The 11931-nt window shown below is 45.1% G+C and carries 18 protein-coding genes; 8 read left to right on the forward strand and 10 right to left on the reverse strand.

The window, feature by feature from the left end; all coding sequences use genetic code 11:
• Window positions 1-15: 15 nt before the first annotated feature.
• The 6 genes from QUB66_RS04245 to QUB66_RS04270 all read right to left on the reverse strand — a co-directional run bounded on the left by QUB66_RS04245 (window position 16) and on the right by QUB66_RS04270 (window position 3075).
• A complete protein-coding gene (locus QUB66_RS04245) occupies window positions 16-429 on the reverse strand; it encodes a hypothetical protein (RefSeq protein ID WP_332966498.1) in 414 nt (137 codons plus the stop codon).
• A 17-nt stretch (window positions 430-446) separates the two neighbouring features.
• On the reverse strand, window positions 447-851 hold the full coding sequence (locus QUB66_RS04250; RefSeq protein WP_332966500.1) for a type II toxin-antitoxin system RelE/ParE family toxin: 405 nt from the start codon (window positions 849-851) through the stop codon (window positions 447-449).
• The gene (locus QUB66_RS04255; RefSeq protein WP_332966501.1) at window positions 841-1059 is read right to left on the reverse strand and encodes a hypothetical protein; all 219 of its coding nucleotides are present in this window, start codon (window positions 1057-1059) and stop codon (window positions 841-843) included. Before QUB66_RS04255 ends, QUB66_RS04250 begins: the two co-directional genes overlap by 11 nt.
• Window positions 1060-1121: 62 nt before the next feature.
• Window positions 1122-1964, reverse strand: coding sequence for an ATP-grasp domain-containing protein (locus tag QUB66_RS04260; protein WP_332966504.1), 843 nt, complete (start codon window positions 1962-1964; stop codon window positions 1122-1124).
• A gap of 81 nt (window positions 1965-2045) precedes the next feature.
• Window positions 2046-2735 carry an ImmA/IrrE family metallo-endopeptidase gene (locus QUB66_RS04265; protein ID WP_332966507.1) on the reverse strand — a complete coding sequence of 230 codons (690 nt, stop codon included), beginning with the start codon at window positions 2733-2735 and terminating at the stop codon, window positions 2046-2048.
• A 16-nt stretch (window positions 2736-2751) separates the two neighbouring features.
• On the reverse strand, window positions 2752-3075 hold the full coding sequence (locus QUB66_RS04270; RefSeq protein WP_172189318.1) for a helix-turn-helix domain-containing protein: 324 nt from the start codon (window positions 3073-3075) through the stop codon (window positions 2752-2754).
• Window positions 3076-3327: 252 nt separating this feature from the next.
• On the opposite strand from QUB66_RS04270, the gene QUB66_RS04275 reads away from it, so the two are divergent.
• The 6 genes from QUB66_RS04275 to QUB66_RS04300 all read left to right on the forward strand — a co-directional run bounded on the left by QUB66_RS04275 (window position 3328) and on the right by QUB66_RS04300 (window position 7906).
• Window positions 3328-3594, forward strand: coding sequence for a hypothetical protein (locus tag QUB66_RS04275; RefSeq protein WP_332966511.1), 267 nt, complete (start codon window positions 3328-3330; stop codon window positions 3592-3594).
• Between the two features lie 128 nt (window positions 3595-3722).
• Window positions 3723-4424: a hypothetical protein gene (locus QUB66_RS04280; RefSeq protein WP_332966512.1), complete on the forward strand. Its 702-nt coding sequence runs from the start codon at window positions 3723-3725 to the stop codon at window positions 4422-4424.
• A gap of 61 nt (window positions 4425-4485) precedes the next feature.
• A complete protein-coding gene (locus tag QUB66_RS04285; protein ID WP_332966515.1) occupies window positions 4486-4854 on the forward strand; it encodes a hypothetical protein in 369 nt (122 codons plus the stop codon).
• A gap of 57 nt (window positions 4855-4911) precedes the next feature.
• Window positions 4912-5889 carry a hypothetical protein gene (locus QUB66_RS04290; RefSeq protein WP_332966517.1) on the forward strand — a complete coding sequence of 326 codons (978 nt, stop codon included), beginning with the start codon at window positions 4912-4914 and terminating at the stop codon, window positions 5887-5889.
• Between the two features lie 162 nt (window positions 5890-6051).
• On the forward strand, window positions 6052-7131 hold the full coding sequence (locus tag QUB66_RS04295; RefSeq protein WP_332966519.1) for a hypothetical protein: 1080 nt from the start codon (window positions 6052-6054) through the stop codon (window positions 7129-7131).
• A gap of 493 nt (window positions 7132-7624) precedes the next feature.
• Window positions 7625-7906, forward strand: a complete 282-nt coding sequence (locus tag QUB66_RS04300) for a YiaA/YiaB family inner membrane protein (protein ID WP_265234666.1) — start codon at window positions 7625-7627, stop codon at window positions 7904-7906.
• Between the two features lie 78 nt (window positions 7907-7984).
• Here the strand turns inward: QUB66_RS04300 and QUB66_RS04305 are convergent, their stop codons facing one another.
• The 3 genes from QUB66_RS04305 to QUB66_RS04315 all read right to left on the reverse strand — a co-directional run bounded on the left by QUB66_RS04305 (window position 7985) and on the right by QUB66_RS04315 (window position 9167).
• Window positions 7985-8452: a ferredoxin gene (locus QUB66_RS04305; RefSeq protein WP_332966523.1), complete on the reverse strand. Its 468-nt coding sequence runs from the start codon at window positions 8450-8452 to the stop codon at window positions 7985-7987.
• Window positions 8453-8530: 78 nt separating this feature from the next.
• Window positions 8531-8917 (reverse strand): DUF1257 domain-containing protein, encoded by a 387-nt coding sequence (locus QUB66_RS04310; protein WP_193974477.1) that lies wholly within the window; start codon window positions 8915-8917, stop codon window positions 8531-8533.
• 40 nt (window positions 8918-8957) lie between these two features.
• Entirely contained in the window at window positions 8958-9167 is a 210-nt protein-coding gene (locus QUB66_RS04315) for a DUF2997 domain-containing protein (RefSeq protein WP_332966526.1), read from the reverse strand.
• 207 nt (window positions 9168-9374) lie between these two features.
• On the opposite strand from QUB66_RS04315, the gene QUB66_RS04320 reads away from it, so the two are divergent.
• A complete protein-coding gene (locus tag QUB66_RS04320; protein WP_332966527.1) occupies window positions 9375-9596 on the forward strand; it encodes a hypothetical protein in 222 nt (73 codons plus the stop codon).
• On the opposite strand, the gene QUB66_RS04325 is transcribed toward QUB66_RS04320, so the two are convergent.
• Window positions 9544-10416 (reverse strand): ABC transporter permease, encoded by an 873-nt coding sequence (locus QUB66_RS04325; RefSeq protein ID WP_332966528.1) that lies wholly within the window; start codon window positions 10414-10416, stop codon window positions 9544-9546. The genes QUB66_RS04320 and QUB66_RS04325 overlap by 53 nt on opposite strands.
• 132 nt (window positions 10417-10548) lie before the next feature.
• Here QUB66_RS04325 and QUB66_RS04330 point away from each other — a divergent pair, with 132 nt between their 5' ends.
• Window positions 10549-11877 carry a M16 family metallopeptidase gene (locus QUB66_RS04330; RefSeq protein WP_332966529.1) on the forward strand — a complete coding sequence of 443 codons (1329 nt, stop codon included), beginning with the start codon at window positions 10549-10551 and terminating at the stop codon, window positions 11875-11877.
• The last annotated feature ends 54 nt before the right edge of the window (window positions 11878-11931 follow it).

An 11931-nucleotide genomic window follows, 5' to 3' on the forward strand; every position in this document is an offset into this window, starting at 1 on the left:
AAAGAAACGCAGATTTCATAACTCATTCAGTTTCATTTCCTGTGCCTTTCCTTCAGCAATTTCTTGTTTTGCGCGTTTGGCAGCAGCCACAAGTTGCTGTTGCGTTTTCTCGAAAGATTCGTCCCATTGAAGCTCATCTTTTAATTCTGCGATATACTCTTTCAAGTATGCTGCTACTTGCTGCTGTAAAGTTTCTGGCAGAGAGTGCATCATCTCGATCGCTGCATCAATGCCTTCCCACAGTTCAGAAAGCGGTACAGTTTCTCCTGTCATTGCTTCGTGCCACCCTTGACGAAAACAGTCTTCGGCTGACTTCAGCGGTTCCTCATCAGCAAGAACAATAACGCGGACTCTGTGTCCAGAAAATTTGGCTGCTTGGGCTAGAATTTCTTCCCACGTTCCCTCTACTTCTAGCAGTTGTGTTGTCATTTTTGTGATTTTAATTTTTAACCGTCAGGGCGATCGCTATCTTCTTCATCTTGTATTTCTTTAGGAATAGTGGCATCATTCAACTGACTAATAATTTGTAAAATTTGCTCTACAGAAATATCCACTTGTTCTGATTTTGCATAAATACTCATCAAGAAGATTGCTGTAGGCATCTGAACGTAATATATTAGTCGATAGCCAGCACTTTTACCCTTTTTGATATCGCTGTTTTTGACTCGCATCTTAAACACAATATCATTAATTCCCGGTATTCGATTTCCCGGCAATTCTCCCGCTTGAAGTTGTTCAACAATCGGCTGAACGTCAGAGCGAATGTGGCGGTACTTTTTGGACAGTGCGCGTAAATTGCGCTTAAATTCATCGGCAAAGTACACCTTAATTGAAGGAGAATCATTCTGCATCAATACCTTCCCACAGTTCCGATACAGGTCTAGTTTTTCCGGTTTTTATTTCCAGCCATGCTTGCCTAAAACTTTCTTCTGGAGATGGGAGTGCTGCTTCGTCTTCATCAGCAAGAACGACGATGCGAACTCTGCGTCCAGCGAATTTTGCCGCTTGGGCGAGAATTTCTTCCCACGTTCCCTCTAGTTCTAACACTTGTGCTGTCATTGCTTTTACTTTTTTAAAGAGTTGGATTTAGTTAATTATAGCGCATTCCTCAAATCGAGCATTCATGGCATTTTGTTAACAACCAAGCTATCCAGAATACCTTTAAACATTGTTACCACAATTTGGCGATCGTTATCTCTGACAAAAATATCATAATTGGGACTTGAGTTAATTTCAATCAGCCAATATGCTCCGTTTTTATCTAGCGCGATGTCAAGCCCCGCATAATTAATCGCAATTTCCGCAAAAACAGGTTTAACAAAATCTTCAATCTCAGATATGAGATTTGGGTTAATTATATGTTTAGCTTTTGCACCTTCCCAGTGCAGCGGGCTTAAATTCCCCGCAAATTTTGCCTGAGATTTGTCTTTTTCGTACAGCAAAACTAGCTTTTCTTTGCAGAATACAGCCCGATATTCGTGGGCAATTTCGATGTATTCTTGAGCGAGCGCCACATAGTCATAATCTTTGCTGTTGACGTTAAATATAATTTCTAGCGCTTCTTTAATTTGCTCTATCGTTTCACACAAAAAAACATTGTTGCCACCAGCACCGCGATTTCTTTTGAGAATCACCGGGAAAGAGAAATTTTTGTAGACTTCTAAAACTATTGATTCAATATCTGGGAAACTCAAATACTTTTTATACTTCTCCTCGCAGTGAGGCGAGACAAAACCGAGAGTTATGGGAGTATTTATTTTGCCGTTTAATAGTTGATAGGTATATTCTTTGTCTTTAAAAATCTCTGCTACTGACGCACTATTAAATGGCGTTATGTAATTGACAAAATAATATTCTTCGCCGCCCTGTTTGAGTCTAATCAAGTTTTGGCAATTATGCAGGATTTCGTAAGGGATCTTTAATTCCTCACAAGCTGCCAGCAGGATTTCAATATTGGTTAGCATAAAATGTAACTTAATTAGAAAGTAATTTTAACAATTTGAGAAGCGCGATCGCACTTCTCAAACTTCAAATTCAATCAAATTCTACCCAAACAGCCGCTGTTGCCCATTTGCCGCATCTTTCCCGGCATAAATCTCGCGGGTTCCCTTGGGAATATAAATCCAGCCAAACTCTTGCAAGCGGTTTGTTAAATTGGAAATGCTGACTCCCAATTCATCTCTCATTTTGTATAAATGCGACCATTTTGTTAAATCGCGTCCCTGTCTTTTATCTTCCAAAACACCTCGGGGCATTAACAAACAGCTTGCAAAATATTGGGCTTGCCATTCGATCGACGCAATTTTGGTATTCGCGATCGCACCCCGACACACAAACGGTTCTTCGACATCAGACGCTGTTTTTCCTCGATCGCCCAAGTTGAGTTCCAACTGTTCCACAGTACCGTCTGCTTCGTCTTGATTGACGTGGAGCACCCAGTGGCCGATTTCGTGGGCGATCGTCGATTCGATGAACCCCGGCGGTTTTTCGAGAATCAATTCGTTGATTTCGATTAACCGCTGCTGGGGTAAAATCCTGGCGGCGATCGCACCTTCTTCATCCGGCTCAATGTAGTCCCAAACTACGCCCAAGTCCAGAAAATCAGCAACAGTTGTCGCTTCAAAAGGCCATTTCGGAGCAAACTTTTGCGTTTTCTGCATCTGCATCAGGATGTCATTTGCCAAACGCTCGATCGATTCTTTGGGATAGAAGCAATACGGTTTAAAAATACTCACGCTTCAGGGGCCTCTCTTACGCTTCAAAAGATTGTTTGAGCCAATCTGGATTTTCTTGCATCCGGCGAAAAAGAGCCTGCATTTCCTTCGGATTCTGCTTCAGCAGCGCTTCGTACTGCTGAGGCAGTCTACCGGCAAGAAAAATCAATTCCTCTTCGTTGATGTCGAGATTCCGCGCCAATGCTCGAATTACGTCTTCTTTTGGCGCATAATCGGCGCGATCGTTCTCCAACTTCGACAAATAAGTAAAATCCACACTTAGCATAGCAGCAAGCTCACGTTGTGAGTAAGCCTTATCCTTGCGAGCTTGACGGATCAGTCTTCCAAATGTTTGTTCCACGGTTTTTCGCCTCCTGACAAGCATTCTAGCCTGTTTTGATGAAAACTTCAACAAAATACTTGACGGGAAAATCAACATACGTTACCATAAATTTAGTTGACGCTTTAGTCAACTCCTTTGACCACACTGCTGTGGTTGAAAGTGGAAATCAGCTAAAAAACACGTACATATAGCGTAGTTAAATTGAGAGGAGCGATCGCCACCCGGCATCTAAACCCTTGTACGCAGCCAATAAGGAGGAACAGATAGCAAATGCTGAGAACCTGGACAGACACGCATTACAAGCTCGAAGACGATGATTGGCTATACATCGCCACCCACGAAGAACAAAGCTCAGCCTCACTGGTTTGTCCGGGCTACGCGCGGGATGGCGAAGGCTTTAGCATCCACTTCACCCCAGCGCACCTAGAAACCTTAGAGCATTTGCTCACCGCGTTGCGGATTATTAAAGCTCAACAAGAGGCGATGCTTGAGTATACCTATCCAGAACCAAAAGCGACAACACATCTTATTAGGTAATCGGAAGGGGAGATGGGGAGAGGGGGAGAGGGGAAGAGGGGGAGAGGGGGAGAATTAGCCAATTACCGATTCCCAATTACCAATTACCAATCCTCAGTAAATCAATAAATAAGAAGGAAAAACTAACCATGACTACCACAAAAGAAAGACCTACATTTTCAGTATTTGGAGCCAAACCTAGCAACGCTTTGCTAGTACCAGAAATCCCGATCGCCGTTCGCAACAATTGCCAAAGTGGCCAGTGGGCGATCGGCGATACAGATTACGGTTCCAAATGTTCGATCACCATCCTCAAATTTGCCAAATTTTTCGGTTCCCTCGGTCAAACTTCCCACACACTTTGGGGTCAACTTTGGTTCGTCGCAGAAACAGGCGAACTCCCCCAAGGAGTTGTCATGGTGACATACATCAAAAACCGCAGCTTGAACGACTTTAACCGTTTAGTCGCATCAGTTCAATCGCGCGGCGTAGAGCCTGCTACCGGAATTTTTGTTCCCGAATTCGTAAAACATTCCGGTCAAAAACCAGACGACAGCGGAGTAGTCAAACCCATAAATTACTACAGTTTAAAATGGTCGTGGATGGAGCGAAAAGACTGGGCAGTTATCGACCAAGCAGCAGCAGTTTTGTCCGATACAAGCAATCAATCGCGGATGATTGACTTAGAAGGAACCAGGGCTATGATCTGTTTAGATAACCTACCAGCAGCACAAGTTGCGTCCTTGATGGCCGCTCACACTAGCGGTGAAAACGATGCGATTGCTTTGAATTCTAACGGCGGTATGTCGCTACCGTCAGCGGAAGACAGAGCAACTGCTGACTTGTTCTAATATTGTGGAAAAGGCGCGATTAAATCGCGCCTTTTCCGTAACTGTGACAACGAAGAGTAAAATGAAAAAAATTACTAAAATTCAAACCAAACCAAACCTGCAAGAAAGCCGTTTGAGAGAGAATTTCGAGATGCTCGATCGCATTCGGGATGATACAGTTAACGACATCGAAAGTCTTACCGAAGACTTCCAGCACATGACTTTAGTTGCCGAATCTATCCGGCGGAATTACCGAGCTTTGCTTGCGGAAAATCAACTGCTAAAAAACACGCTTTTAAGTATAGTTGAGGAGTGCGAATGCTGGCAAAGTAATCGGTGCGATCGCTGTCAAAAAATCCTCAAATCTCTAGACAGCAATAATCCAGAATTTCCACCGAATGCAGCCAAAGAATACCGAACTATTCTCAGCCAACTCAGGAACTTAGGATAGCTCAAAACGTCTCACCAACCAAGCCTGCAAAAGTTTTAATCAGGAGCCAAAAACCCTATGACACTAGCAACAGCAAAAGATAGCAAAACTAAAATTTTGCAAAGTTTTCAGCAGATTTTAGCAGACAAGAAAAAGATTGAATCTAAGGTCGAAACTAAGGAACAGTCAGCCGAAAAAGCCAAAAGCAAACAACTCCTCGAAGTTGCTTCTACCTACACAATTGACAGCATTGTTAAAGGCTTGGCAGATTTGCAATTAGATTTCGGTAGCATCACCAGCGGACTTTCGGAAAAACTGAAGGCGGAATCTTCAAAATTAGATGAATTAAAACGGGCGATCGAAATTGAAGCCGAACAATTGCAGGAGTTGCAGCAAGTTAGAGTTGTAGCAGATGCCCTCCACATTTTAACTCAAGAGCATCGAGAAAAATTGACCCTGCTGGAACAAAACAGCGCCAACCAGCGCGAAATTCTCGAAAAAGATACAACCCAAAAACGCAAGATTTGGGAAAAAGAACAGCAAGAATTTGATGCAGCAGTTCAAGAAGAGACTGCACTCACAACTAAACAGCGCCAGCAGGAAGCAGCCGATTATCAATACGAATTGCAGCGCGGACGCAAAATTGAAACCGACGAATATGAAGAAACGAAGCGCAAACTAGAACGGCAATTGCAAGAATCTTCCCGCGAAAAAGACAAAAACTGGGCGGAAAGAGAAAAAGCCCTCAGCGATAATCAAGCGGAGTTTGAAGAGAATCAAACTAAAGCCACCGGATTTGAAGAAGAACTCAAACAGGCTTATACGAAAGCCAAAGAAGAAGCAATTCAAGAAGTTTCCCGCGAGGCTAAAGTCAAGGCAGATTTAGCAGACAAGGAATGGGAAGGAAGCAAGCAGGGATATGAGTTGAAAGTGCAATCTTTACAGCAGACAATTGCGCGCCAAACTGAACAAATTGCTGAGATTTCGGCGCAACTGCAAGCTACGATGAAGCAAGCGCAAGATTTGGCAATGAAAGCTTTTGCAAGCAAAGCTTAAAACTCGGTTCGTAGTGAGGACTTTAGTCCGCATCCGAGTTCGTAGTGAAGACTTTATTCCTTATTTTCTCAAAACTTTCGGAATTCAGTCCGAACTATCGAACCTGGAAGGACTGAAGTCCTGACTACGAACCTAATTCAAACTATTAACAAATCAAAAGCCATGAACAAAAAAGTTAGCGACAAAAGCACCAAGGCTCAAATCTTAGAAGCGTACAAGGAAGCCGCAGAAGAAAAAGCTGCATTAGAATTGCAAATCAAACAGCTAAATGCTTCCCCAAAGCAAATAGCAGTTACTGAAAAACTTATTGTGGAGGCAAAGAAACCAATGGCTTTAACTGAAAATCAACAAAAAATGCAGTCCACAATCGATAATTTGATTTTGCTGCAATTTGGCTTTGGTGGCGCTGTCAGCGAGTTGTCTGAGAAGTTAACTTCCGAAGCTACTAAATTGGAAGAATTGCGGCGCGTTGTGGGCGAAGAAGTTCAACAACTGCAAGAGTTGCACAGTTTAGAAGATGTTGCGGAAGATACGCTGGATAATTTAATTCAGCAGTACGAAGAAAGTGCGAAAACTTTTACTGACGAACTCAGCGAAGGGCGCGAAACTGTTGAACAGGAGTTGTTGGAACTGCGGCTGGCTTGGGAAAAAGAGCAGGAATTGCAAAAGTTGGCAGTTAAAGAACGTAATGAGAATGAGCAAAAAAATCGCGATCGCGATGAGGAGTTGTATGATTACGATTTGAATCTTCAGCGAAATCTTGATATCGAAGAATACGAACAGCGCCAGCAAAGGCTTTATCAAGAAATTGAAGAGTTTCGTCAGGAACAGGAGAAACAGTGGGCGGAACGCGAAAAAGCTATTTCAGAACGGGAAAAACTGTCTGCGGATGTTAAGGCTAAGGTGGAAGCTTTCCCGAAGGAACTGGAAGCTAATATCAAGAATGGGAAGGATACTGGTCGCAATATTGGCAATTATCAAGCTAAGATTAAGGCGGATTTGTTGGCTAAAGATATTGAAGGACAAAAGCAAAATTATGAACTGCAAATTCAAGGGATGTTGCAGACTATTCAAAATCAAGATGGGCGGCTTGCTAGTTTGTCACAGCAACTTGATTCTGCTTTGAAACAGGTTCAAGATTTGGCGGTGAAGGCGATTGAGGGTTCGTCGAATTTGAGTTCTTTCCAAGCTGTGAGGGAAATTGCGATCGAACAAGCTAAGACTCAGCAGAAAAATAAGTAGCAGTTAACCTACCCGATTGATTAACCCAGTGAATGGAATTCGGGGAGTTTACGGGCACACAAATAAAGAAGCCCGCCGAATGGAATTCGGGGCTACAAAAACGAAGCACACAAATAAAGAAGCCCGTCGAATGGAATTCGGGGAGTTTACGGGCACACAAATAAAGAAGCCCGCCGAATGGAATTCGGGGCTACAAAAACGAAGTCCGCCTCCGCGGACTGGGAGAAGTAGGGTGCGCGTTGCATTTCATGTAACGCGCACTTTACGCTATTTTGAGCAAAAAGTCGCTTTCTTTAGTGAAGTTTCTAAATTGTCCACTCGCTGCGTGTCTTCTTTGACGGTCAAACCCTATTTACAGCGTTGTAGTTTGTAGTCAAAAGCCCGATCGCCCCGTGCACTTTTATAAACTGTCCCTAGCCTTCCTGAATCCTCGGATCGAACTTCTTATTCTTGAAGTTAATCAACCAAAAGATATATTTGGGGCTTAAAGATTATGTCACAACAAATTATACGTCAAAAAGATACTAATGCTTGGATTCTTCAGTGCTGGGTTTCTTTTATTGTTGCCATTTCTGCAACTACTATTGGTGTGATTTATTTACAGGTAGATCCCTGGCAAAAAGCTTTTATGGGTATGGGTTTAACTTTTTCGGTTGGCTCGTCTTTTACTTTAGCAAAAACCATTCGCGATAACAATGAGTCAACAAGATTGACTGCTAGAATCGACGAAGCGAGGGTTGAGAAAATTCTCGCGGAACATCATCCTCTCAAATAAACTTGAATTATACAATGTATATAAAAAACAGCCCGCGCGGGCTGTTTTTGTTGAGCTTGAGGTGAAAACCTGCGGATTTCAATGGCTACCTTTGAACTTACGATCGCCCTTAGCCTTCTGACGCTGGCGAATGCCGGCCTGAACCGTAGCCATATCTACGGGAAAACCAACGACAGGAATCACCTGATCCTTGCGTTCTTCTTCCAGATTCTTGAGTTCGGTGTAGTCAACCCAGTGAATGCAATTTACCGGACAAGTGTCGATCGCCTCAGCAATCAACTCTTCAGAATCACCGTCTTGTCGGACTACGCGCGATCGCCCATAATCCGGCTCAATGTAGAAAGTATTGCGAGCAACATGAGCGCAATGCTTGCAGCCAATGCAGGTAATCTCATCAACATAGACACCTTTTTGGCGAAACACACCGCCTAATTCCGGTTCCAAACCAGAGCGATCGGGCGAATCCCGCAAAAATCCGCCCAACTCCGGTTCCAAACCAGTGCGATCGCCTGCTGTATCTATTCCGAGTCCAGAAAGCTCAGACATTTAGATCCCTCACAATAGTAAATAAGTCCGCCCAAGCGGACTTGAAAGAGACAAGATTGCAAAAATCTCGAAAAACTCTTAAGCACACCAGCGCTGAACCACCAAGCGGATCGAACCGTCTTGATTTTGTTTTTGCTCAGAAACTTGGAAACCCTGCTTAGCGCTTTCATTTACCACAGTATGGTAAGCATAGCGCTGAGTCACCTTATTCAGAAAACGGTCAACAGACCAAGCTTGCTGCCAAAATTGCAAATCAGCCACCAATTCATACTCAGTCCCGTTCCAGCTAAAACCTAAGTCATAGCCGTTTTCTTGCTCAATTACAACCTCAGCAGTGCTGGTGAGGCCGCGATAGCCGCGCACCTCAGTCGGGCCCGACTTCCAGTCGATACCCAAATCAGTTAAAGCAGCTTCCAAAGAATTCAAATTGCGGATCTGGGTCTTAATTTGGCTAAAGTGTGACATGGTGGTTCCAAAAAAATTTAAGTGAACTAAACAAAAAAGATTACCAATCGCTAAAAGCCACTTGGGCCGTCGCTTCGGCTGACTGATTCAGCGCAAGCGCGAAATATTCAGATGTTGACTCTTGATGAAGCACCACGCCAAGCTGGGCTTCAATAGCAGCAGTTACCTCAGCGCAGGAAGCACCGACAATGCCGGTGACTGTTTCCTGTACGCGGCCATCTGGATAAATCACAAATTCTAGTGTTTCCATAATCCGGGCTGACTGAATAGGAACGATGAAATCAGACACCGACGCCAGCAAGCTTGGTACGATGCCTCCTGAAGTCGCTTATTGAGAGTTGGCTGACTCGCCACTATATCAATTTTGACTAATTGATAGGTTTTGAGTCACAACTTAACAGAACTTATTAATAGGTGGGATCAATACGTCAGTGTTATGTAAAGTTTCGCGTACATTGTGACATCAGTCAAGTCATCTGAAGGAAGAAAGAAGGAAGAAGGAAGAGGGAAGAAGGAAGAGGGAAGAAGGAAGAAGGAAGAGGGAAGAGGGGATGAACCGCAGAGGGCGCAGAGGGCGCAGAGGGAAGAAGGTAAAACGAAAAAGTATAAATTCCCCCACTCCCCCTCTAATTCCCTCTGGGGTCTAGAACGTCTCGCAGGCCATCGCCCAAAAGGTTGAAACCCAGAACTATCAAGGTAATCAGCAAACCGGGAAACAAAATAGTCCAAGGAGACGAAAGAGCGTATCCGCCTTTGAAAGCGTCCGAAAGCATTGTCCCCAACTCCGGGGCTGGTGGCTGCGCGCCCAAACCGAGAAAACCTAAACCGGCGGCTTCTAGTGTGGCTGTACCAGTGGAAAGAGTTGCTTGTACTACTAGCGGTGGGAGACTTCCCGGCAAAATGTGGCGAAAAATAATCCGTAAGTCGCCAGCGCCCAAGGCTTTGACTGCTAAGACAAATTCTTGTTCTCGCAGCGATAACACCATGCTGCGTGTGAGGCGGATGTAAATGGGAATTTGTACGACGCTGACGGCGATAATTACGCTTTGCAGGCTGGGGCCGGTGACGGTGACAATGGCGATCGCCAGTAAGATTGAAGGAAACGCTAGCAAAATATCCGCTAAAGTGCCGATCGCCACTTCAGCCCATCCGCGAAAATATCCGGCGAAGAGTCCCAACAGCCCTCCCACAAACAATCCCGCAGCCACAGAAACCAGGCTGACGAGCAAAGATATCCCCAATCCGTGCCACACTCGCACCAACAAATCTCGCCCCAAACTGTCGGTGCCGAACCAATGTTGGGCGCTAGGAGCCACTAATCGGGATAAATAATCGCGATCGACCGCCGGATTGTAGGGGGAAAGTAGGGGAGCTAACAGAGCCGAGAAAATCAGCGCTACAGTCAAAATTAAGCCGATTTTCCCGGAGGTCGATCGGGCGAATCGCTGCAAAGCAGGCTGTCGAAATATTAAATTTTGATGCAATTTGGGATTTTCCATCTTTAAATCCTGTCAAAAAAACTAACAGTTGTGCCCGATCGCAGTTTTTATACCAATGGCAGATGCCCAATGACCGATCCCTTCGTTAAAGACGCTTTAAGATAGAAAAGAAAAGATAATTTTAAAACCCTAATGACATCAACCCTGCTCAAATCATCCTCCCGATCGCCCCTGAACGCTCCAACAGTGCGCCATTTCCCCAACGGCCTCACAGTTATAGCCGAACACTTACCAGTCGATGCCGTCAACCTCAGCGTGTGGATGAATTTAGGCTCAGCCGTAGAATCCGACGAAATCAACGGTATGGCTCACTTTTTAGAACACATGATTTTTAAGGGAACTCCCAGTATTCCCAGTGGAGAATTTGAGCGGGCGATCGAGCAACGTGGCGCTGTCACCAATGCAGCCACCAGCCAAGATTACACTAACTATTACATCACCACAGCCCCTAAAGATTTTGCTGAACTAGCCCCGCTGCAAGTCGATGTCTTGCTCAACGCCAGCATTCCTGACGATGCTTTCGATCGCGAACGGCTGGTAGTATTGGAAGAAATTAGACGATCGGAAGACAATCCGCGCCGGCGCACCTATCAGCGATCGGTGGAATTAGCCTTTGAAGTCCTGCCCTACAAGCGACCGGTACTAGGTCCGACTTCCGTCATCGAACAGCTTACCGCCCAACAAATGCGCGATTTCCACAGCAGCAGATATCAGCCAGGGGCGATGACAGCAGTCGCTGTAGGTAATTTGCCGGTCGATCGACTAATTGAAATTGTCGCCGAAAGTTTTGCCACCAAAAGCACAGCACAAAACAGCACCATAAATTTACCCGCTGTCAGCAACTTTCACCCAGAATCCGAAATTCTGAACTACGGGAAAGAATCGCCATTTACAGAAACAGTCCGCCGCGAATTTGTAGACTCAGCCCTTCAGCAAGCTCGACTGATCGTGATGTGGCGAGTCCCCGGTTTTGTGGAAATGTCCGAAACCTATGCCCTCGATGTGTTAGCGACAGTATTGGGCCACGGGCGCACAACTCGTCTGGTTAAGGATTTGCGCGAAGATCAAGGGCTAGTCTCGTCAATTTCCGTCAGCAACATGACTCAGCGACTCGGCGGTGTATTTTCGATTTCTGCTCAACTAGCGACAGAAAACTTAGCAGCAGTCGAAGCAGCCATCGTCGGACATATTCGTACTCTGCAAACCGAATTGGTGACAGATGCCGAAATTTCGCGCATCCGCACCCAAGTAGCAAATCGGTTTATCTTCGGTAACGAAACTCCGAGCGATCGAGCAAGTTTGTACGGTTACTATCAGTCGATGGTAGGAGATATCGCTCCCGCCCTCAACTACGCAGCCTGCATTCAAGCGCTGACTGCGGAGGATCTCCGGGAAGCCGCTGTCAAATACCTATCTCCCGATGCGATGGGTGTTGTGATAATTCGCCCCGAAGCAGCATAAACCCGACTGCTTCCTTTCCAGGCGCAATCCTTTGCTTGTCAAGCTAGGGAGACT

Source organism: Microcoleus sp. A2-C3 (assembly GCF_036706065.1).
Lineage (GTDB): Bacteria > Cyanobacteriota > Cyanobacteriia > Cyanobacteriales > Microcoleaceae > Microcoleus.